Here is a 20,721-nt window from a genome sequence, read left to right as displayed (position 1 = left end):
TCCTTCCGTCCGCACAATAATTGGGCAGACAGAGCATTTCGCAGGCAAATGTGCTTCGGCGAAGCCATTGTCCCCAACGATGTGCTTACAGATCGTGCCATCTCATCACCGTTTGCTTCGAACCGAAAACTGGACAATGTTTGAACACAAGGACCGGGGTTTGACCACAAGGATCGAGCTTGAGCCAATGCGGATCGGCATCCATGAACAACGAAGTTTTGTCTCCGGTCGAAATGGCTGAGGCCGACCGGTTGACGATCTCCGCCGGACCACGCGACGGCATTGGCCTGATGCGCAATGCAGGTGCCGCGGTCGCTGCCGTGGTGCTCGCCCATTTTCCAGCTGCCAGGCGCGTCCACGTGTTGTGCGGACCCGGCAACAACGGCGGCGATGGATATGTCGTCGCCCGCATTCTTAGGGATAGCGCCGTCGACGTCTTGCTGTGGGCATCCGGCTCGCCCAAAGCCGGCAGCGACGCGGCGCTCGCCGCGTCGGAATGCCCGGTCAGGCCTCGGTCTCTATCGGAGTTCGTTGCCGATCAAGGTTCGATCCTGGTCGATGCGCTTTATGGGGCAGGGCTGTCCAAGCCGCTGTCCGGCAATGCCGCCAGAGCGGTCGAGGTTGCGACAGAACTGAACCTGCCTGTCGTTGCGGTCGATCTGCCCTCAGGCGTGTCAGGCGAGAGCGGCCAGATTCTCGGCCAGGCATTCAGCGCCAGAATCACGGTGACGTTCGCGCGCAAAAAGCCGGGCCATCTGCTGTTGCCGGGGCGCGAGATGTGCGGCGAACTGGTGCTTGCCGATATCGGCATTAGCGACGAGATCGTTGCCCAGCTTCAACCGCTCACCTTCGAGAACATCCCGCCGCTTTGGCTCGAAAATTTCCCCGTCCCGGCCGTCGACGCGCATAAATACAGGCGCGGCCATGTCGGCGTCTTTTCCGGCGGGCCATCGGCGACGGGTGCCGCACGGCTATCTGCGCTTGCCGCGGCCAGGAGCGGGGCAGGGGCGGTGACCGTGCTGTCGCCGGCGAACGCCGTGCAGGTGAATGCCGCACATCTGACTTCGATAATGTTGCGCAAGGCCGACAGCGTTGCGGACGTACAGGAATTCATCGGCAGCCGCCGGCCGTCGGCCTTCGTCCTTGGACCCGGATTTGGCGTCGGCGAACAAACACGGGATTTTGCCCTCGGCGTGCTGGCAACCGGGCAGCGGCAAGACGGTAAGGTCGACGGCCTGGTACTCGATGCCGATGGCATCACTTCGTTTCGCGATGCGCCGAACGTTCTGTTCGAAGCCGCCCGTCGTCCGAACGCGCCGGCGCTGATGTTGACGCCGCATGAGGGCGAATTCGCCAGGCTGTTTCCGGACATCGCCGGAGACAAGAATCTGTCCAAGCTGGCCAAGGCGCGCGCTGCCGCCGAGCGCGCCGGCGCCATCGTCGTCTACAAGGGCGCGGACACGGTGATCGCGGCGCCCGATGGCAGAGCAGCGATCAACGGCAACGGCGCGCCATGGCTGGCCACCGCCGGTTCGGGAGATGTGCTGTCGGGCATCATCGCCGGCTTCCTGGCGCAAGGCATGCCGGCCTTCGAAGCTGCCTGCGCAGCGGTCTGGATCCATGCCGAGGCTGGCAGCCATTTCGGGCCAGGGCTGATCGCCGATGACTTGCCGCTGGCGCTGGTGCCGGTGCTGCGCGAGATTATCGAAAATCGCAATGGGATGACCGCTGAATGAACCGCCGGCTCGCCTTGATCGCTGCGATTTTCGCCAACCTCTTCATAGCCAATCTCGCGCGTGCAGAAGGTCCGGTGATGGTCGTCGACGATCCGGCCGTACTCGCCGCCCTCGACGCCAGGGGTTTTGATTTCGCCGGCATTTTCGGCGTCGATGGCAAGGGCGACCTGAAGACGCTCTATGACACGGCGCCGGCCTATCATCAGATTGTCGAGACGGTTGCAAGCGATGTCGCCGCACTGCGGGCCGAGATGAAGGCTGGCGGGCGGCCGCTCTACGAAGTCACCGACGGCAATGTCGGCCGCATCATCGACATGCGCTGGCTGAAGACCGACGCCGCGCGCTTCCGGCTGGTCGGTGTCGTCAACCGGCTCGACCGGCGTGATTTCGCCGATATGCGGGGCGACGAAGCCTGCGGCGAGGTCCGTTTCATCTATCGCCTTGCCTACAGCTTCAAGAAAAACGGCAAGGTCCAGGCCTCGCGCCTGCCGTTCAACTTCAATGCCATCTACAGCGCCGCGCCGGACGCCGACGGCGGCTGCGTGGGCGTTGCCGGGCGCTGGACGCCGCAGCTCGACGAGACAGTCGATACCGGCTGGCTCATCGGCGGGCCGCTTGAAAAAGCCGGGCTGAGTTTCAAGCAGCTCGAGCTCAATGCCCAAATGGTGCGCTTTCCCTCCGGCCAGGAGACCGAATTCGGCGGGCAGGCCGCCTATCTCATGCGGATTTTCGGCATCGACGGCGCTGAAATCCGCGAGAAACCGCTGGAAAACACGCCCGACGCGGCACGGCTTGCCGACGAGGCCGCGCTGAAAGCAAAACTTGCCGACTATATCAGCGCCAATCTCGCGGCGGTCGACCTCGGCGTGTACGAAATCCCGGATGAATTCCTGGCGAAGAAAGTCATCTCGTGGTCGACTTTCGGCAGCGCAAGGCAGGCCAATCACCCGTTCACGCCGCTGTTCCAGCCCGCGGATTTTTCTGGGCTCGACTATTCCGCGCTGAAGCTGGTGCGCACGCCGGAAGCGCTGGTCGAGCGGCTGGATAATGGCGCCTGCCAGGGTTGCCATCAAGCGGGTTCGACCGCGGGTTTCCATTTCATCGGCCTCGACGACAAGACGACCTCGCCGCTGAACCGCATCGAGATCGGAATCTCGCCGCACCTACATGCCGAGATGCCGCGGCGCGAGGCTTGGCTGCGCGCGACCGCCGACGGCAAGGAGCCGAACCGTTTCCGCCCGCTGTCCTTCGCGCCGCCGGCCGCATGGAAGGGCGCCGGCGAGGTCGCTTACGCACCGGCCGAGATGGCGATGCCGTGCCTGACGCCGGAGGATGCGGCCCGCTTCGGCACGACCTGGCAATGCGGCGGCGGCACCGTCTGCACGGCGCTGGCGACCGCGTCGGGCGTGCGGACGAAATTGGCGCAATGCCTGTTGTCCGAAGACAGCGAAAAGATGTTCTCCGGCCATCCATGCCTGACCGGCTCGATCACCAGCAACCCGGCGCAGCCTTTCAATGACCGCTACAGCATATCAGGCCAGTTCGCGGCCTTCGCGACCGACATTTCGCGCACCGCCTACACTTGCCGCCCGCCGAAGATTGGGGTGCCAGCCGGCCTCGCCTACCGCGGCTGCAATGACAAGGACCGTGCCTTTGCCGGATTCAAGCCGGGCAAGCCGATGCCGAACGAAATCTGCGGGCTGGTCGGCGGCAAAAAATTCGACATTTGCGTGGCAACCAACAATTTCGACCAGTGCCTCGGCGGCGCGGTCAACCGCGGCAACAGGCCGGCCTGCTCGGCCAATCATTTCTGCCGCGAGGATTATATGTGCCAGTCGCTGCCGCCCGATACGCCTGGCGTCGGCAAGGTGAAAGGTATCGGCTTCTGCTCGCCGACCTACTTCATTTTCCAGATGCGCATAGACAACCATGCGACACCCTGGGCGGGCGCTGTCCGCGCCACCATGGGGGCGGGGTTTGGCGCGGCGGAAGCGGAGTGATCGGTAGCTCGTCGCAACAATCCAGAGGGATCGCCTACCGATCGAGATAATCGGCGATTTTCGATGTCCATTCACTGTCGAAATGGCGAACCCGCTCTGCGACCATTTCATTGCTCAGCAGGCTCGACAGGGCAGGAGCCGAAACCGGCTCTATCGTTGGAACGGAGCTATATCCAAGAGCAGTCAGACGTTCCGACCATGGTGGATGGTCCGCTTTCTCGTCATCGGGGGCGTCCCAGGCCTTGAGTGCATATTCTTGCAGAAGGCTCGTACTCGACAAGTCGCTGCACACCGCCAGAACTCTATCAAGCGGCGGGCGAGGCGGTGCCATCGCGCCAAGCAACTCACGCTTTAGCGGATTGTGAACCCGATCATCGAAGAATTTATCGGCTGCGGCGATCAGGAGCAGGGCGCGCGCTGCTTCGTGCGAATCGCCTGACATTGCCGCATGACGATCGGCATCGATTTCCGCTCGTCGCGATAGCCGTATTCCTTCACGTTCCAGAGAGTACGACAGCGGAGCCAGTATCCAGTAAAACAAGCTGCCGGAAACGGTCTTTCCGGGAGGAGCATATTCGAAGATCAAATCGAAGCTTTTGTCGAGCTCGGCGAGATTGAGGCCGCCATTTGTGTCCCTGTTTTTCAGATGAGCGTTCTCGTGAGCAAGGATTGCCGAAAACGCCTTTTCGTCGGTCACGGCAAGCAACGGGATACCGACGGTCAAGATCGCTCGACGGCCGAGCAGACCCAGAAACGGGCGCTCTTCCCCTATGCTGGCGTTCAGGTCACTGCTTAGCACAATCGTCGACTGGCTGGCGCGATGTTTGCCAGCCACGCTTTCCCACACTGCCCACAATTTTGGGGCCGATTCTCGAGTAACCCCTTCCGCCCTGCTAGGCCGAAAACCGGCAAACAATGCCCCAATTAACAGAACGAAAGCCAGCATTGCAGCCGGCACGGCAATAACACCGCCCGCAATAAGCGCGAGCGGATGCCGGTCAAGGAGCAGCAGCCAGAGGAGCACCGGGCAGAAAAGCGGCAGAACGAAAAGCAGGATGGCAAACCTGCCGAAGTGCTCTCCCGTGTAGAGGACCAGACGCGACATCATCGATGTCACAGCGGAATGTTGTCGTGTTTCTTCCAGGGGTTCTGCATATCCTTGTTGCGCAGCATGCGGAGCGCACGCGCAATGCGACGGCGGGTCGAATGCGGCATGATCACCTCATCGACATAGCCGCGCTCGGCGGCGACGAAGGGCGACAGGAAGCGATCCTCGTAAGCCTTTGTATGCGCGGCGATTTTCTCTGCGTCGCCAATGTCCTTGCGATAGATGATCTCGACCGCGCCCCTAGCGCCCATCACCGCGATCTGCGCCGTCGGCCAGGCATAGTTCATGTCGCCGCGCAGATGCTTTGACGCCATCACGTCATAAGCGCCGCCATACGCCTTTCGGGTGATGACGGTGATCTTCGGAACGGTCGCCTCGGCATAGGCGAACAAGAGCTTGGCGCCGTGCTTGATCAGCCCGCCATATTCCTGCGCGGTGCCGGGCAGAAAGCCTGGAACGTCGACGAAGGTGACGATCGGAATCGAAAAACAGTCGCAGAAGCGCACGAACCGCGCCGCCTTGCGGCTAGCGTCCGAATCGAGCACGCCGGCCAGCACCATCGGCTGGTTGGCGACGAAGCCGACCGTGCGGCCTTCGACGCGGCCGAAGCCGGTGACGATATTTTTCGCAAAATTCTGCTGGATCTCGAAGAAGTCACCCTCGTCAGCAACTTTAAAGATCAATTCCTTGATGTCGTAGGGTTTGTTTGCGTTGTCGGGGATCAGCCGGTCGAGCGACAGATCGTGATCGGAGACCGACTGGTAGCATTCGATCTCGGGGATATCAGCCGTGTTGGAGGCGGGCAGCAGATCGACCAGCCGGCGCATCTGCAGCAACGCCTCGACGTCATTGTCGTAAGCGCCGTCGGCGATAGAGGACTTCGTCGTGTGGACTGAGGCGCCGCCGAGGCTCTCGGCCGTCACCGTCTCGTTGGTGACGGTCTTTACCACGTCCGGCCCGGTGACGAACATGTAGGAGGTGTTGCGCACCATGAAGATGAAGTCGGTCATGGCAGGCGAATAGACGTCGCCGCCGGCACAGGGGCCCATGATCACTGAAATCTGCGGGATGACGCCGGAGGCGAGCACATTGCGCTGGAATATCTCGGCATAGCCGCCAAGTGCTGCCACGCCTTCCTGGATGCGGGCGCCGCCGGCGTCGTAGAAGCCGATGATCGGCGCGCGGTTGCGCAACGCCATTTCCTGCACCTTGACTACTTTTTCGGCGTGAGCCTCGGACAGTGACCCGCCGAACACGGTGAAATCCTTGGCGAAGACATAGACCGGGCGGCCGTTGACGGTACCCCAGCCGGTGACGACGCCGTCGCCGGCGATCTTGGTCTTCTCCATGCCGAAATCGGTCGAGCGATGCTCGACATACATGTCGAACTCCTCGAACGAGCCGTCGTCGAGAAAGACGTCGATGCGTTCGCGCGCGGTGAGCTTGCCCTTCTTGTGCTGAGCGTCGATGCGGGCCTGGCCGCCGCCCATGCGCGCCATGTCGCGGCGGCGCTCGAGTTCCTTCAGCACGTCCTTCATCGGTCGATCCCCAAAACGGAAAGCTGATTTGTGGTAATCATGGCGGCCGGGGAGCGCAAGCGCCGCTTCGCCACGGCTTTCGCTGCGCTGCAGCATGAGGCCCCTTGCATTTCGCGGCGAACTGGGCCATATGCGGCGATATAGGCGCTTGGGCCGGGACCTATCCGGCCTTCTCGACGAATGAGACTGGTTGCGTCTGTTTTCCCTCTTTCCGACATATCGGCAAGGCGGCGAAAAAGCCCCGTGGCATGATGCCTGCGGGCACGACAGCGCAGCCGTGCGGACGATGACGTCCGCCGCCTTGTCGTTTCATGACAGTTTTTTCGACGGCAGGTTGCGCCCTGCCGCCATCGATGTTTGCGGCCAGGAGCCGCGTGAAAGAAGAATATTTTGACCAACGAAAACACTCTGACCGGTACCAACGGAAACACTCTGACCGGTAAGGACACTGGGGAACTTTCAGGTTTCGCAGCACTTGGAATTACGGGCGCGCTGCTCAAGGCCACCCATCGCGCAGGCTTCACCGATCCGAAGCCGATCCAAGCTCAGGCGATCCCGCCGCAGCTGGAAGGCCGTGACATTTTCGGCATCGCCCAGACCGGTTCCGGCAAGACCGCGGCGTTCGCGCTGCCGATCCTGTCGAAGATCATCGCGCTCGGCACCAAGCGCCGGCCGAAGACCGCTCGCGCGCTGATCCTGGCGCCGACGCGCGAACTCGCCGTGCAGATCGAAGAGATGATCAAGCTGCTCGCCAAGGGCGCGCATGTCTCGACAGCACTCGTGCTTGGCGGCGTCTCGCGCTTCAGCCAGGTGAAAAAGATTGCTCCCGGCGTCGACATTTTGATTGCCACGCCCGGTCGGCTGACCGACCTGGTGCGTGAGGGCGACCTCGTTCTTGCCGACACCAAATGGCTGGTGCTGGACGAAGGCGATCGCATGCTCGACATGGGCTTCATCAACGACGTCAAGCGCATCGCCAGGGCGACCGCGCCGGACCGTCAGACGGTGCTGTTCTCGGCGACCATGCCGGCCGAAATCGCCGAACTGGCGAAGGGCCTGCTGAAGAACCCGATCCGCGTCGAAGTGGCGCCTCACAGCACCGCGGCCGCCGAAATCGTACAGGGCGTCGTCTTTGCCCGCACCAAGCAGAAGCGCCAGGTGCTGTCGACGATGCTTGCCGACGAGGCGATGAAGTCCGTCATCATTTTTTCGCGCACCAAGCATGGCGCCGACAGGGTGACCAAGGACCTCGAGCGCGACGGCTTCAAGGCCGCCGTCATCCACGGCAACAAGTCGCAGAACGCCCGCCAGAAGGCGCTGAACGATTTCCGCGAGGGTTCGGTGCGTATTCTTGTGGCGACCGATATCGCGGCGCGCGGCATCGACGTGCCCGGCATCAGCCACGTGGTGAATTTCGACCTGCCGGACGAGGCGGAGAGCTACGTCCACCGCATCGGCCGTACCGGCCGTAACGGCATGGACGGCATCGCCATCACGCTTTGCGATCCCTCCGAAAACAGCAAGCTGCGCCAGGTCGAGCGCATCATCCGCACCAAGCTGCCGATCGTTGCCGATCATCTCGGCAGCCCCGATCCGCAGCGCAATCCTGCCGAAAAGAACGAGCGCAGTTTCGAGCCGGCCAACGACCGCAATGGCCGTCGCGACGGCAGGCGGCCAGGCGGCCAGAACAATGGCTTCGGCAAGAAGCGTTTTGGGGACAAGCCTGCCTTTGTCGGCGAGCGCAAGCCGGAAGGCGCCAAGCCCTTCAAGGGCAACAACAAGCGTCGTTTCGGCGGCAAGCGGCCAGCGGCGCGAGCTGCGTAACCGGATAGTTAGAACCGGCTGAGCCCGCGGGCTTGGCTTGGTTTGCGAGAACTGAAAAAAGGGCGATCGGAGCGATGCTTCGGTCGCCTTTTTCATTTTCCTGGACGCGCCCGTTACTCCGTGAGCACGATCCTTCGCCCCATCGCAGACTCCACGCAACAATCCGCAACCTATGGCCGCGATGGCAACCAGGCAACGACGTCCCGCCGGCGGCGGGATCGCCAACTTTGAAGGCCCGTCTATTCGCTCGGCGGCTTGCGGTCGAAATTCAGCGGACGCGCCTTCCAGCGGGTCGCGGTGCTGATGACCCATCGGCAGAACGGTCTCGGCAGGATTCTGAGCAGCTTCAGGCCCCAGCTCAAGCGGCGCGGGAAGGTGACTTCGAAGCCGCCGGACTTGATGCCGCGCGCCATGCGGCGCGAGGCGCGATTGACGGGCATCAGCCCGGGCATCGGCAACAAATTCTTCTCGGTCAGCGGGGTGTCGACGAAGCCCGGATTTATCACCTGGATGCGGACGTTCATCTTGTCGAAATCGTACTTCAGCGACTCCGCGAGGATATTGACCGCCGCCTTGGTGCCGCCATACGCGGCCGTGGTCGGCCAGCCGAAATAGGCGGTGACCGAACCGACCAGGACGATATGGCCGCGGGCGCGGACGCGCATGCGTTCGATGACCGGCACCAGGCCGTTGATGATGCCGAAATAATTGACATCGAAGGACTGGCGAAATCTACGGACGCTGAGGTCTTCGCCGGCGGTCGCAATATAGCTCCCGGCATTGAAGACGGCCAAAACGATCGGGCCAAGATCCTTCTCGATCGCGGCGACCGTCTTTGCCATGCGTTTCTCGTCGGTGACGTCGCATGGATAGGCCGTGACATGGCCCGGCATCTGCGCCGTCTCGACAACAAGCGTATCGATCGGATCGTCGTCGCGTGCCGTCACCGCGACGGCATAGCCTTGCGCCGCAAGGTCCTTCGCCAGTGAACGGCCGAGGCCGCTGCTGCCGCCCGTAATCCAGGCGACGCCGTGCCTCGGGTTGGCCCGATAGAGTGTCATGCTATGCCCTGCGACTTTTTCGTAGCCTGTGCTCTAGCGATGAAGAAATCGGATGAAAAGCGCGCTTTTCAGTGGGAGCTTCAACGAATGGCGGAACGCGACATCTGTGTTAGGAAATTGCAGCCCAGAAATGCCGCTGGACCAGACAAATTCTTGCCTTGAAACCGAAGCTTCGGGTTTCTAGGGTTCCGCCGCAAGCATAAAGGAATCTCCATGCCCCGTTCTGTGATCGAAGCGATCGGCAATACGCCTCTGATCCGCCTCAACAAAGCCTCGGAAGAAACCGGCTGCGAGATCCTGGGAAAGGCCGAGTTCATGAATCCGGGCCAATCGGTGAAGGACCGCGCCGCGCTGTTCATCATCCGCGACGCCGAGCAGCGCGGGCTCTTGAGGCCGGGCGGGGTCATCGTCGAGGGGACGGCCGGCAACACCGGCATCGGATTGACGCTGGTCGCCAAGGCACTCGGCTACCGCACCGTGATCGTCATCCCCGAGACACAAAGCCAGGAGAAGAAGGACACGATCAAATTGCTCGGCGCCGAGCTGATCGAGGTGCCTGCCGTTCCCTACAAGAACCCCAACAATTACGTGAAACTGTCGGGCCGTCTGGCCGAGCAGATGGCCAGGTCCGAGCCGAACGGCGCGATCTGGGCCAATCAGTTCGACAACGTCGCCAACCGTGATGGCCATACCCGCACTACAGCGGAGGAAATCTGGGCCCAAACCGGCGGCAAGGTCGACGGTTTCGTCTCGGCGGTCGGCTCCGGCGGGACACTGGCCGGCGTCGCCTTCGGGCTGAAGGCCAGGAGCAAGGACGTCAAGATCGCGCTCGCCGATCCCCTCGGTGCGGCGCTCTACAGTTTCTACACCACCGGCGAGCTGAAATCCGAAGGCAGCTCGATCACCGAAGGCATCGGGCAGGGGCGGGTCACCGCCAATCTGGAAGGGTTCACGCCGGATTTCTCCTTCCAGATTACGGACGAGGATGCACTGCCGATCGTCTTCGACCTTATCCAGGAGGAAGGCCTGTGCGTCGGCGGCTCGACCGGCATCAACATTGCCGGCGCCATCCGGTTGGCGCGTGAGATGGGTCCCGGCCACACCATCGTGACCGTGCTTTGCGACTACGGCACGCGCTATCAGTCGAAATTGTTCAACCCTGAATTCCTGCGCCAAAAGAAACTGCCGGTGCCGGGTTGGATGGAACAGCGAAGCACAATTTCGGTGCCGTTCGAAAAGGTTGCGTGATGGCTTACAGGACGGACGCCCTGTTTCGCGACGACGCCTATCTCAGGACGGCTGATGCCGTGGTGGTCGCCATCAACGATCGTGGTGGCATCATTCTGGACCGGACGATCTTCTATGCCACGTCGGGCGGGCAGCCGGGCGATACGGGCACACTCGAACGCGCCGATGGCAGCCTGATCGCAGTTGCCGCCACCATCACCGGTGAGACCAAGGACGAGATCATTCATGTGCCGCAGCCTGAGCAGGCGGTGCTTGAGGTCGGCGAACCGATAAAGCTCGCCGTCGATTGGGAGCGGCGGCATCTGCTGATGCGCATGCACACAGCCTGCCATTTGCTCACCGTCGTCTGCCCGTTCCCGATCACCGGCGCCTCGGTTTCCGAGGACGACAGCCGTATCGATTTTGATATTCCGAATGCCGGCTTCACCAGGGAAGACGTGACGGCCAGGTTGATGGAACTGGTACGGGCCGATCACCCGGTCTATGTCAGGCTGATCACGGACGAGGAACTGGCGGCCAATCCGGGATTGGTGAAATCCAAGAATGTTCGGCCACCCGTCGGCACGGGCAAGATCCGCCTGGTCTGCATTGGCGAGAACGCCTCGATCGACAGCCAGCCTTGCGGCGGCACCCATGTGAAGAGCACTGGAGAAGTCGGCGAGATCCATATCGGCAAGATCGAGAAGAAGGGTCGCGAGAACCGGCGCTTCCGAATACGCTTTGGACCGATGCCGCCGGCCTGATAAACAGCCGGCCTGATAGACAAATTGTCAAAGACGGGCAGGAGAAGAAGAATGGCCGAAGACAGCCCTTTCACCGTCGATGCGGACTGGTTGCAGAGGCGCCTCGGCGAGCCTGGCCTGACCATCGTCGACGCGTCCTGGTATCTGCCGGCGCAGAAGCGCGACGCGCGCGCCGAGTATGACGCGGCGCACATTCCGGGTGCGCGGTTTTTTGATCAGGACGCGGTTTCGGATCCCGATTCGCCACTGCCGCACACGCTGCCGTCGCCGCAGCATTTTGCCCAGTATGTCGGCGCTATGGGCATTTCGGCCGACGACACCATTGTTGTCTATGACGGTCCGGGCTTCTTCTCGGCGCCGCGCGCCTGGTGGATGTTCCGTGTCATGGGGGTGTTCCAGGTCTACGTGTTGGACGGCGGCTTCGACCGCTGGAAAGCAGCGGGACGGCCGATGACGGCCGAGCCGACGAAGATCGCGCCCTGCGTGTTTCATGCCGACTTCGATGCCGCGCGCGTCGCCAGCCTGGCCGACATGCGCCGGATCGTCGAGACCGGAGAAAGCCAGATCGCCGACGCGCGCTCGCCTGGCCGGTTTGCCGGCACCGAGCCGGAGCCTCGCGCCGGCATCCGCTCGGGCCATATGCCGGGCGCGCGCAATGTGCCGTTTTCGGCGCTTGCCGAGGACGGCGAGCTGCTGTCGAAAGACCGATTGCGCAAGGTGATCGAGGACGCCGGCATCGACCTGTCGAAGCCGGTTGTCACCTCTTGCGGCTCAGGCGTCACTGCGGCGGCGATCACGCTGGCGCTCGAGACGCTTGGCCATACCGACAACAGGCTCTACGACGGTTCATGGACGGAATGGGGTGGGCTTGACGATACGCCCGTCGTGACGGGCAAGGATCGACAGTGATGGAAAACGGAGCGCTTGAAGACATCGAGGTCACGGTGACGTTTCTCGAAATGCATGTCCCGCCGGCCTATGCGCCGCCGGTGCCGTACAACCGCCAGATCGCGCTGCTGAAGACCAAAGGCATTCCGCTGCATTTCTACCGCTATTTGATGGATCGGGTAGGCCGCAAATGGCACTGGGTCAACGTGCTGAGGCTGAGCGACGAGGAGCTTTTTGCAGGCATCCATCGCGAGGACCGCGACATCAGGGTGCTGTATCTCGATGGGTCGCCGGCCGGCTTCTTCGACCTAAAGCCGCATCTGCCGGAAGAAGTGGAACTTGCCTATTTCGGCATGATGGAGCACGCGACCGGCCAAGGCATCGGCCGCTGGTTCCTGGGTGCGGCGATCGCCGCCGCCTGGTCGCACGGCCCAAGGCGGGTGACGGTGCAGACCTGCACGCTCGACCATCCGGCGGCATTGCCGCTCTACCAGAAGCTCGGCTTTGCACCGGTCGCGCAAAAGAAGGAGATCGTGCATCCAATGACCTTCGCCGAGCGTGCGGCCAGCGTCATGCGGCCATGATTTTCTCCGCAAACTGAACCTATTGTTCATCAATGCTTCAGCTTGTCTTTGCCATCTTGCCGGCACCATCGATGCGGCAGAGGCCGAAGGAGAAAGACATGCTGACCCGACGCACATTTGCCGCCGCGCTGATTGCGGCCCTCGCCGTGCCGACCCTTGCCGCCGCCCAGGCAACCACGCCTTCGGCGGCGACGATCGAGCGTCAGCTCGAGGCCGCGCCCCGCGTTAAGCTGCGCCCGAACCAGCGCGTCACCATCCGCGAATTCAAGAGGCGACCGGACCTGCGGCGCATGGCCCGTTCGATCGATATCCAGTCGATCAATTTCGCCTTTGGCTCGGCGGCCATTTCCGAATCGCAATATGGCAAGATCGAAAATATCGCCGATGCGCTCCGGCGCATCCTGCGGCGAGACCCCGGTGCCCGCGTGCTGATCGAAGGCCATACCGACGCGGTCGGCTCCTTCCAATCGAACCAGATCCTGTCCGAACAGCGCGCCGCCTCGCTGAAGCGCACCTTGGTGCGCGAATTCGGCGTGCCGGGCTATACGTTGGAAACCGTCGGCTACGGCGAGGAGTTCCTGCTCGTTCAGACGCAGAACGAGAATTGGCGCAATCGCCGGGTGACCTTGCGCCGCTTCGACGATTTCATCCGCTGAGCCTGTCCGAAATCCGCGTTGGCGGCCATCTGAAGGCGTTTTCCGCGCTTCCGATTCTCGAAAACACCTTCATCTGACTCGCCACTGTGATTTTCGAAACAGGCTCAGTCACTGCGGTCTGGATCAACACCCGAAAAAGAGCCTAGCTTGAATGAGCCGCGCTCTTTCCATATCGCTGTCGGTCAAAGCCTACCGCATCGGCCCGAAAATCGGAATCGATTTTCGGAGAGCACGCTGCGCAGACTTAAATATTGAAGCGTTCTTTGCGCGTCCAAAAAGGACGCGTGGCGCTCCAATGGTGATGGAGGATCAAACGATGACGATTCGGGTGGTGATGGCCGGTGCGACCGGCTGGGTCGGCAAGGCGCTGGTTCCGGCGATCGGGGCGCAAGGCGACATGGCACTGGCCGGGGCTGTGTCACGCAGCGGCGCGGGGCAGGATTCCGGCCTCCTGGTTGGCATGCCGGCCAATGGCATCACCGTTTCCGCCTCGCTGGCCGAGGCGCTGGAGGTACCGTCGGACGTGCTGGTCGACTACACCAAGCCGCACGTGGTGAAAGACCATGCGCTGCTGGCCATAGAGAAGGGGCGGCACGTTGTGATCGGCACGTCGGGCCTGGGTGCGACCGATTTCGGCGACATCGACGCTGCAGCACGCGCCAATCGTGTCGGCGTCATTGCAGCCGGCAATTTTTCGATCACCGCCACGCTGATGAAGCGGTTTGCCTTGATGGCAGCGAAATACGTGCCGGATGTCGAGGTGATCGACTATGCGAGCGCCAAGAAACCCGACGCGCCGTCTGGCACCGCGCGCGAGCTTGCCGAAGCGCTGGCTGATGTCCGCAAGGCTTCGACGGTGCGGCCGGTCTCGGAGGTCTCGGGTGTGCCGGGAACCCGCGGTGCGGCGGTTGGTACAGGCGAGGGGGTGCAGGTGCATGCGCTTCGCCTGCCTTCCTACATCCTGTCCTGCGAGGTGCTGTTCGGCCTGCCCGACGAGCGGCTGACCATTCGTCACGACGCCGGCTCGTCCGCTGCTCCTTACGTGGCCGGCACACTGCTCGCTATCAGGCGAGTACAGGAGATCACAGGACTGGTGCGCGGTCTCGACGCCTTGATGGACTGATTCAAATTGGCAAGAATCGGGTGGGAAGGCGCTGGTGCAGCGGCGTAATTTTCGGTCGACGACACCGGAGATTTCGCATGAGCATCCAGTTCAAAGCCTTGCCCACCGAAGATGTGAGAGCCTTGCAGCGCGGCGCGCCGGATGCTTATGGCCTGATACCAGAGCGGAAAATATCCGACGGTGACGGCGTGCCTTGCCGCCACTGCCTGAAGAACGTGGCCGCCGGCGACGTCTATCTCATCCTGGCCTACCGGCCATTTCCGGAATTGCAGCCCTACGCCGAAACCGGACCAATCTTTCTGCATGCCGAGGGCTGCGAGCGCGCTGCCGAAGCCGAGGCGATTCCAGAAATGCTCGAAAGCGCCGACTACATCGTGCGCGGCTACGGCAGGGACGACCGCATCGTCTATGGCAGCGGCGGCGTCATCCCGACGGGCGCCATCGCGGCGCGGGCCGAAACCTTGTTCGAGCGCGACGAGATCGCCTATGTGCATGTCCGCTCGGCGCGCAACAATTGCTACCAGTGCCGTATCGAGCGCGCGTGACAATCCGGGCGGTATTCATCGATCGCAGCTGTCGTACGCCTGTCGCATTGTCGCGTTACGGAATGATTGTCGATCGATTTTGCCGACCGCGGATGAACCGGCGGGAAGTCTCGACATCAGAGGAAGCGGGGCTTTGGCTCCGCTTTTTTGTTGCCCGCCCTGTTCGCCCCGCATTTCTTCCGCCCAAAGAAAAAGCCCGCCGGAATGACCGGCGGGCTTTGACTGTTGTCTGGACGGTTTTAGTTGAACTTGTACTTCGCGTCGATGCGGACGGTATGGAACGAAGGCGTGGAGGTGAGAGTGTCGTCCGGCAGCCCAAGGTCCGACGAAAAATCCTTCTCGGAGAACTGCGAATAACGGTACTCGAGGCCAACGGTCACGTTGCTGGACATGGCCGTTTCCAGACCACCACCCACCGAGAAGCCGCTGGAGTCCCAATCGAGGATATCGCCGATGGGTGAAGACGCGTTCAGATCGAAGTGCTGCCAGCTGTAACCACCGAGCACGTAGGCGAGGGTTGATTCGTTGACTTTCATACCGACACGGCCAAGCACATCGAATCCGTAATCAGTATCCAGATTGATTGACCCGCCCGGGACCTCAAGTTCCGAAGTCATGCCGGAGTAGCGGGCATCCACCATGACGCCTGCGACCCAGCTGCCGAAATCATGGTCGTAGCCGACGTTCAATTCGCCGAACACGCCTTCGCCGCCGAGCCCGTTGAACTCGAGCCCGCCAAGCGGCGGAACCTCGATCTGATGCACCGACGCACCCGCGCCGGCGGCGCCGCCGACATAGAAGCCGGTCCAGTTGTAGGCAGGCGCTTCAAAAGAAGCGACGCCGCCATTCTGGGCGCCAAAGCGATAGTTGGCCGCAACCTGGAACGTATGCCGCGATTCGTCGAGATTGAGGGCACCATCCGGCACACCGAAATCCGAAAGCAGATCATCATTAGTGCTGAAGCGGGTATAGCGATATTCTGACTTGATGGTCCAGTTACTGGTGATGGCCGTTTCAACGCCGGCCCCGACGAAGTAGCCGCTCTGATCCCAATCGAGATCGAAACCAGCGTTGGTGTCGAGTTCGTATTTCTGCCAGGAATAGCCGCCGAGCACATAGCCCAAAGTGTTTGGCGTGAAGAGGTAACCAGCCCGCAAACCAGCGTCGAAACCATAGGTCTCGCGGACCGAAGCATCGAATCCAGCAACATCGAGCGTGGTTTCAATGTTGCCGGCATGGGCGTCCAAAAGTCCGCCGATCAGGAAGCGCGGCGACACCATATAGTCGTACCCAACGGTCAGTTCACCGTATACGCCTTCACCACCAATGCCGTTCAACGAGAAGCCGGGAAGGAAATCGCTGCTGAGCTCGTGGACATTGGCGCCGGCGCCAACGCCAAAGCCGACATAGATGCCACTCCAGTTGAAGGCCGACGTCTCGACGACCGGCACAACGGCGTCCGCGGCATGAGAAACCGATCCGACAGCCAGAACGGAAACTGCGCCAAGAAGAAGAGATTTTGCGAATCGTTTGCTGGTCATTGCCCCTACCTTTTGAAAAACCCACAACCCGTCTAGCACCTGCCCATGTTGGCGGCTGTAACAAAAAAGCCACAGAAAAGGCACATTGCAAGCATGACGGGCAAAGCCGGTCAGCCAATCGCAATCCGTGAAATTTGCTTGTGGAAAAAAGAGCCGCCGAGGGCGTCGGCGGCTCTGTCTGGAGAGGAATGAGCGGCGGGTTCAGGCGGCGAGAACGGCCTTCGGTTCGACCAACTCATAGCCGAGTGCTTCGGCCACCGCGCGGTTGGTGATCTTGCCCTTGTGGACGTTCAGGCCGTTGCGCAAATGATGATCGTCGATCAGCGCCTTCAGGCCTTTGTCGGCGAGCTGCAGGCCGTAATGCAGCGTCGCGTTGTTGAGGGCGTGGGCCGAAGTGACCGGCACCGCACCCGGCATATTGGCGACGCAATAGTGAATGACGCCGTCGACCTCATAGGTCGGCGCGGCATGAGTTGTGGCGTGCGAGGTCTCGAAGCAGCCGCCTTGGTCGATGGCGACGTCGACAAGCACCGAGCCTTTCTTCATGCCCGACAGCATCTCGCGCGAAACGAGTTTCGGCGCGGCAGCACCCGGAATCAGCACCGCGCCGACGACGATGTCGGCCGAAAAACATTCCTCTTCCAGCGCCTCGACGGTCGAGTAGCGGGTGTGGACGCGACCGCCGAAGATATCGTCGAGCTGGCGCAGGCGCGGGATCGAGCGGTCGATGATAGTGACGTCAGCGCCAAGGCCAGCCGCCATCCGGGCGGCATGCAGGCCGACGACGCCGCCGCCGAGCACAGTGACCTTGCCGGGCAGCACGCCGGGCACGCCGCCGAGCAGCACGCCGCGGCCGCCATTGGCCTTCTGCAGCGCGGTGGCGCCGGCCTGGATCGACAGGCGGCCGGCGACTTCCGACATCGGCGCCAGCAGCGGCAGGCCGCCACGGTCGTCGGTGACCGTCTCGTACGCGATGGCCGTCACACCCGAGGCCAGCAGGCCCTTGGTCTGCTCCGGGTCCGGAGCTAGATGGAGATAGGTGTAGAGGATCTGGCCGTCACGGAGCTGAACCCATTCGCCGGGCTGCGGCTCCTTGACCTTGATGATCATGTCGGACTTGGCAAACACGTCGGCGGCCGTCTTGGCGATGGTGGCGCCGGCTGCGCGATAGGCGTTGTCGTCGGCGCCGATGCCGGCGCCGGCGCCGGTCTCGATCAGCACTTCGTGACCATGCGCGACATATTCGCGGACCGAGCCCGGCGTCAGGCCGACGCGGTATTCGTGGTTCTTGATTTCCCGTGGGCAGCCGACGCGCATCTTCTTCTTCTCCTGATCCGGCCCCTTGAGGCACGTTCCCTGTTTAGAGATAGTGAACCACGAATCGTCCCGTAAGTGTTTGCGAATGCGCTTGCGCAGAAGAGTACGGTTCGATAATCGTTGCGGAAAATGGCTGGATTGTCGCAGGAATCCCGAAAAATGCCGCTCGACAGGATCGATATCGCCATTCTCGAAACATTGCAGAAGGATGGACGGATACCCAATGCGGCGCTTGCCGAGAAGGTGGGCCTGTCGCAGTCGGCCTGTTCGCGACGGCTGGATAATCTGGAGAAATCCGGAACCATCCGAGGCTACCACGCCCGGCTTTCCAATGCCGCTCTTGGCCACCAGATGACGGCGATCGTGCATATATCGCTGTCGGGGCAATTCGAGAAGACGCTGTCGGATTTCGAGGCGGCGATAAAGCGCTGCCCGAATGTCCTGTCCTGTCACCTGATGTCGGGCGAATACGATTATATTCTGCGCATCGCGGCAAAGGACCTCGTCGACTATGAGCGCATCCACAAGGAATGGCTGTCGGCGATGCCGCACGTCACGAAGATCAATTCATCCTTCGCCTTGCGCGAGATCGTCGACCGGACGGCGGTGGGGATGAAGCCGGAACTTGCTTAGGCCTTGAACGCCTCCGTCACCACCCGGTCCATCGGGATGTCGTGCGGCTGCGGATATATGGTGGCGATACGCTGCAACTCGTAGCCGACACCGATGACCAGCGGCTTGAACGGCATCGCCGCCAGTGTGCGGTCGAAGAAGCCGCCGCCATAACCCAGCCGGTATTGTCCCGGATCGATGCCGACGATCGGTGAGATGACGATGTCGGGCAGCACCGGATCGCCTTCAGCCGGGATCGGGATATTCCAGACGCCCTTCTCAAGCCGGTCGCCCGGTGCGTAGGCGCGAAAGACAAGCGGGCGGCCTTTTTCGACGACAACAGGCAGTGCCGTACGGCCGCCGCGCTCATTGACGGAAGCCATCCAGGGCCGCAAATCCGGCTCGCCGCGGAACGGCCAGTAGAGGCTGACCATCCGGCCGGCGATGTCGCCGATCACCGCGTCGAGACTTTCGCCGATGCGCTGCGACATTGCCGTCCGAGCGTCGGCCGAGATAGCGAGGCGCGCCGCAATCAGCCGCTCGCGCTCGGCCTTGCGCCATCGCTTCACGTCGGTCCAATCGGATAGGGGCGTCCGGAATTCCGGGTCGAGCTCATGCATGAAGCAAGGCGGCGAGGAATATTGCCCCGGACCGTCGTCATGATCACTACCCAAGTTCCACTCCTGTCGTCAGTTTCAATGAAATTATACTCGGCGGCAGGATAGGGCATGTACATTCGCGACATCTTAGGGCGGGTAGTCGGCAGTCGGATGTTGTTGCAGTGCACAAAAGTCCCTACATCAAATTTGGCTAAATTGCTCTCCAGCCTGCTCTCCCGGCCAACCTGTTCTCCCGGAGTGAATGAGATGAACGATTCCAGGCATCATGTCGTCGTCGTCGGGGCGGGCTTTGGAGGGCTCGAATTCACCCGCGCGCTTGACGGTGCGCCGGTGCGCATCACCATGATCGACAAGCGCAACCACCATCTCTTCCAGCCGCTGCTCTACCAGGTGGCGACCACGGCGCTGGCGACCTCGGAAATCGCCTGGCCGATCCGCCATCTCCTGCGCAAGCGCAAGGACGTGACGACGCTGCTCGCCACCGTCAGCGGCGTCGACCGCGTCGGCAAGCGCGTGCTGTTCGATGATGGCGGCGCGGTCGCCTACGACACGCTGCTGCTGGCCACCGGCGCCCGCCACGCCTATTTCGGCCATGACGAATGGGAGCCTTTCGCCCCAGGGTTGAAGACGCTGGAGGATGCCACCACCATTCGACGGCGCATTCTGCTGGCCTTCGAGCAGGCCGAGCGGGAAACCGATCCCGCCAAGCGCCAAGCGCTGCTGACGCTGGCGATCGTTGGTGGCGGACCGACCGGCGTGGAACTGGCTGGCACCATTGTTGAACTGGCGCACGACATGCTGCGCGGCGAGTTCCGCAGCATCGATACGCGGCAGACGCGCGTGGTGCTGATCGAGGCCGGTGACCGCATCCTTCCCAATTTCGCGCCAGAACTCTCCGACTATGCCAGCAAGGCGCTCGAGCGGCTCGGGGTGACGGTCGAACTCGGTCGGCCCGTTACACGCTGCGACGCCGAGGGTGTCATCTTCGGCGACACGCAGCTGCCGGCCAGGACTATCCTGTGGGCAGCAGGCGTCGCCGCCTCGCCGGCTGCCGAATGGCTGGGGGCGGCAGCGGACCGTGCGGGCAGGGTGCTGGTCGAGCCCGACCTCACCGTGCCGGGCAGCCCGGAGATTTTCGTCGTCGGGGACGCTGCACACGTCCTGCGCCCAGATGGCCGCATGGTGCCCGGCGTAGCACCCGCCGCCAAGCAGCAGGGCCGGCTTGTCGCCGCGACGATCAAGGCCCGGCTTGCCGGCGACATGACCCCGCGGCCTTTCCGCTACAAGCATGACGGCGATCTGGCGACGATCGGCAAGCGCGCCGCCGCGATCGATTTCGGCTGGATCAAGCTCACCGGCCGGCTGGCCTGGTGGCTGTGGGGTCTGGCGCACATCTATTTCCTGATCGGCTTCCGTAACCGGCTCGCGGTTTCGCTGAGCTGGTTATGGATTTACGCGACAGGTCAGCGCAGCGCGCGGCTGATCACCCAAGGCGACGACGACAGGAGCTGACGTTTGCCAAGTACCGCATCACGCTTTGAAAGCGCGCTTTTGCGAAAGCGAGGTTTTGCGCGTCG

At 62.3% G+C, this 20,721-nt stretch carries 18 protein-coding genes; 12 read left to right on the top strand and 6 right to left on the bottom strand.

Annotated features, from left to right (window positions below; genetic code table 11):
- The first annotated feature begins 203 nt into the window (after positions 1–203).
- Together AC0L25_RS03575 and AC0L25_RS03570 are read left to right on the top strand one after the other, a co-directional pair.
- Positions 204–1,736 (top strand): NAD(P)H-hydrate dehydratase, encoded by a 1,533-nt coding sequence (locus AC0L25_RS03575; RefSeq protein WP_473594236.1) that lies wholly within the window; start codon positions 204–206, stop codon positions 1,734–1,736.
- The gene (locus AC0L25_RS03570) at positions 1,733–3,736 is read left to right on the top strand and encodes a hypothetical protein (protein ID WP_473594235.1); all 2,004 of its coding nucleotides are present in this window, start codon (positions 1,733–1,735) and stop codon (positions 3,734–3,736) included. Before AC0L25_RS03575 ends, AC0L25_RS03570 begins: the two co-directional genes overlap by 4 nt.
- 34 nt (positions 3,737–3,770) lie before the next feature.
- Here AC0L25_RS03570 and AC0L25_RS03565 read toward each other — a convergent pair whose 3' ends face one another.
- Together AC0L25_RS03565 and AC0L25_RS03560 are read right to left on the bottom strand one after the other, a co-directional pair.
- Positions 3,771–4,844 carry a M48 family metallopeptidase gene (locus tag AC0L25_RS03565; RefSeq protein WP_473594234.1) on the bottom strand — a complete coding sequence of 358 codons (1,074 nt, stop codon included), beginning with the start codon at positions 4,842–4,844 and terminating at the stop codon, positions 3,771–3,773.
- Between the two features lie 5 nt (positions 4,845–4,849).
- Entirely contained in the window at positions 4,850–6,382 is a 1,533-nt protein-coding gene (locus AC0L25_RS03560) for an acyl-CoA carboxylase subunit beta (RefSeq protein WP_473594233.1), read from the bottom strand.
- 390 nt (positions 6,383–6,772) lie between these two features.
- On the opposite strand from AC0L25_RS03560, the gene AC0L25_RS03555 reads away from it, so the two are divergent.
- The gene (locus AC0L25_RS03555) at positions 6,773–8,206 is read left to right on the top strand and encodes a DEAD/DEAH box helicase (RefSeq protein WP_473594232.1); all 1,434 of its coding nucleotides are present in this window, start codon (positions 6,773–6,775) and stop codon (positions 8,204–8,206) included.
- 239 nt (positions 8,207–8,445) lie between these two features.
- Here the strand turns inward: AC0L25_RS03555 and AC0L25_RS03550 are convergent, their stop codons facing one another.
- A complete protein-coding gene (locus AC0L25_RS03550; protein WP_473594231.1) occupies positions 8,446–9,267 on the bottom strand; it encodes an SDR family oxidoreductase in 822 nt (273 codons plus the stop codon).
- A 213-nt stretch (positions 9,268–9,480) separates the two neighbouring features.
- On the opposite strand from AC0L25_RS03550, the gene AC0L25_RS03545 reads away from it, so the two are divergent.
- The 7 genes from AC0L25_RS03545 (at position 9,481) to AC0L25_RS03515 (ending at position 15,054) form a co-directional block, all read left to right on the top strand.
- Positions 9,481–10,515 (top strand): cysteine synthase A, encoded by a 1,035-nt coding sequence (locus AC0L25_RS03545; protein ID WP_473594230.1) that lies wholly within the window; start codon positions 9,481–9,483, stop codon positions 10,513–10,515.
- Positions 10,515–11,258: an alanyl-tRNA editing protein gene (locus AC0L25_RS03540; RefSeq protein ID WP_473594229.1), complete on the top strand. Its 744-nt coding sequence runs from the start codon at positions 10,515–10,517 to the stop codon at positions 11,256–11,258. Before AC0L25_RS03545 ends, AC0L25_RS03540 begins: the two co-directional genes overlap by 1 nt.
- A gap of 51 nt (positions 11,259–11,309) precedes the next feature.
- Complete coding sequence (gene sseA / locus AC0L25_RS03535; protein WP_473594228.1) at positions 11,310–12,167, top strand: 3-mercaptopyruvate sulfurtransferase; 858 nt, start codon at positions 11,310–11,312, stop codon at positions 12,165–12,167.
- Positions 12,167–12,730 (top strand): GNAT family N-acetyltransferase, encoded by a 564-nt coding sequence (locus AC0L25_RS03530; protein WP_473594227.1) that lies wholly within the window; start codon positions 12,167–12,169, stop codon positions 12,728–12,730. The genes sseA and AC0L25_RS03530 overlap by 1 nt, the downstream gene beginning before the upstream one ends.
- 98 nt (positions 12,731–12,828) lie before the next feature.
- Positions 12,829–13,386, top strand: coding sequence for an OmpA family protein (locus AC0L25_RS03525; protein WP_473594226.1), 558 nt, complete (start codon positions 12,829–12,831; stop codon positions 13,384–13,386).
- A 316-nt stretch (positions 13,387–13,702) separates the two neighbouring features.
- Positions 13,703–14,509: a 4-hydroxy-tetrahydrodipicolinate reductase gene (gene dapB / locus AC0L25_RS03520; RefSeq protein ID WP_473594225.1), complete on the top strand. Its 807-nt coding sequence runs from the start codon at positions 13,703–13,705 to the stop codon at positions 14,507–14,509.
- A gap of 77 nt (positions 14,510–14,586) precedes the next feature.
- Positions 14,587–15,054: a DUF1203 domain-containing protein gene (locus tag AC0L25_RS03515; protein WP_473594224.1), complete on the top strand. Its 468-nt coding sequence runs from the start codon at positions 14,587–14,589 to the stop codon at positions 15,052–15,054.
- 239 nt (positions 15,055–15,293) lie between these two features.
- Here AC0L25_RS03515 and AC0L25_RS03510 read toward each other — a convergent pair whose 3' ends face one another.
- Both AC0L25_RS03510 and ald read right to left on the bottom strand, forming a co-directional pair.
- Positions 15,294–16,595: an outer membrane protein gene (locus AC0L25_RS03510; protein ID WP_473594223.1), complete on the bottom strand. Its 1,302-nt coding sequence runs from the start codon at positions 16,593–16,595 to the stop codon at positions 15,294–15,296.
- 201 nt (positions 16,596–16,796) lie between these two features.
- Entirely contained in the window at positions 16,797–17,912 is a 1,116-nt protein-coding gene (gene ald, locus AC0L25_RS03505) for an alanine dehydrogenase (RefSeq protein WP_473594222.1), read from the bottom strand.
- A gap of 159 nt (positions 17,913–18,071) precedes the next feature.
- Here ald and AC0L25_RS03500 point away from each other — a divergent pair, with 159 nt between their 5' ends.
- Positions 18,072–18,545, top strand: a complete 474-nt coding sequence (locus AC0L25_RS03500) for an Lrp/AsnC family transcriptional regulator (protein ID WP_023675099.1) — start codon at positions 18,072–18,074, stop codon at positions 18,543–18,545.
- Here AC0L25_RS03500 and AC0L25_RS03495 read toward each other — a convergent pair.
- Positions 18,542–19,144 carry a 5-formyltetrahydrofolate cyclo-ligase gene (locus AC0L25_RS03495; RefSeq protein WP_473594257.1) on the bottom strand — a complete coding sequence of 201 codons (603 nt, stop codon included), beginning with the start codon at positions 19,142–19,144 and terminating at the stop codon, positions 18,542–18,544. The two genes, AC0L25_RS03500 and AC0L25_RS03495, sit on opposite strands and share 4 nt — an antisense overlap.
- Before the next feature lie 246 nt (positions 19,145–19,390).
- On the opposite strand from AC0L25_RS03495, the gene AC0L25_RS03490 reads away from it, so the two are divergent.
- Positions 19,391–20,656, top strand: a complete 1,266-nt coding sequence (locus AC0L25_RS03490) for an NAD(P)/FAD-dependent oxidoreductase (RefSeq protein ID WP_473594221.1) — start codon at positions 19,391–19,393, stop codon at positions 20,654–20,656.
- Positions 20,657–20,721: the final 65 nt, after the last annotated feature.

The sequence above is a fragment of the Mesorhizobium sp. WSM4813 genome (assembly GCF_055811555.1).
This window is presented reverse-complemented; position numbering and strand designations above follow the sequence as displayed.

Bases quoted from the DNA above. Each gene is read 5' to 3' on its own strand.
- AC0L25_RS03575 (WP_473594236.1), top strand. From the start codon at position 204: ATGAACAACGAAGTTTTGTCTCCGGTCGAAATGGCTGAGGCCGACCGG.
- AC0L25_RS03570 (WP_473594235.1), top strand. From the start codon at position 1,733: ATGAACCGCCGGCTCGCCTTGATCGCTGCGATTTTCGCCAACCTCTTC.
- AC0L25_RS03565 (WP_473594234.1), bottom strand. From the start codon at position 4,844: ATGATGTCGCGTCTGGTCCTCTACACGGGAGAGCACTTCGGCAGGTTT.
- AC0L25_RS03560 (WP_473594233.1), bottom strand. From the start codon at position 6,382: ATGAAGGACGTGCTGAAGGAACTCGAGCGCCGCCGCGACATGGCGCGC.
- AC0L25_RS03550 (WP_473594231.1), bottom strand. From the start codon at position 9,267: ATGACACTCTATCGGGCCAACCCGAGGCACGGCGTCGCCTGGATTACG.
- AC0L25_RS03545 (WP_473594230.1), top strand. From the start codon at position 9,481: ATGCCCCGTTCTGTGATCGAAGCGATCGGCAATACGCCTCTGATCCGC.
- AC0L25_RS03540 (WP_473594229.1), top strand. From the start codon at position 10,515: ATGGCTTACAGGACGGACGCCCTGTTTCGCGACGACGCCTATCTCAGG.
- sseA (WP_473594228.1), top strand. From the start codon at position 11,310: ATGGCCGAAGACAGCCCTTTCACCGTCGATGCGGACTGGTTGCAGAGG.
- AC0L25_RS03530 (WP_473594227.1), top strand. From the start codon at position 12,167: ATGGAAAACGGAGCGCTTGAAGACATCGAGGTCACGGTGACGTTTCTC.
- AC0L25_RS03525 (WP_473594226.1), top strand. From the start codon at position 12,829: ATGCTGACCCGACGCACATTTGCCGCCGCGCTGATTGCGGCCCTCGCC.
- dapB (WP_473594225.1), top strand. From the start codon at position 13,703: ATGACGATTCGGGTGGTGATGGCCGGTGCGACCGGCTGGGTCGGCAAG.
- AC0L25_RS03515 (WP_473594224.1), top strand. From the start codon at position 14,587: ATGAGCATCCAGTTCAAAGCCTTGCCCACCGAAGATGTGAGAGCCTTG.
- AC0L25_RS03510 (WP_473594223.1), bottom strand. From the start codon at position 16,595: ATGACCAGCAAACGATTCGCAAAATCTCTTCTTCTTGGCGCAGTTTCC.
- ald (WP_473594222.1), bottom strand. From the start codon at position 17,912: ATGCGCGTCGGCTGCCCACGGGAAATCAAGAACCACGAATACCGCGTC.
- AC0L25_RS03500 (WP_023675099.1), top strand. From the start codon at position 18,072: ATGCCGCTCGACAGGATCGATATCGCCATTCTCGAAACATTGCAGAAG.
- AC0L25_RS03495 (WP_473594257.1), bottom strand. From the start codon at position 19,144: ATGCATGAGCTCGACCCGGAATTCCGGACGCCCCTATCCGATTGGACC.
- AC0L25_RS03490 (WP_473594221.1), top strand. From the start codon at position 19,391: ATGAACGATTCCAGGCATCATGTCGTCGTCGTCGGGGCGGGCTTTGGA.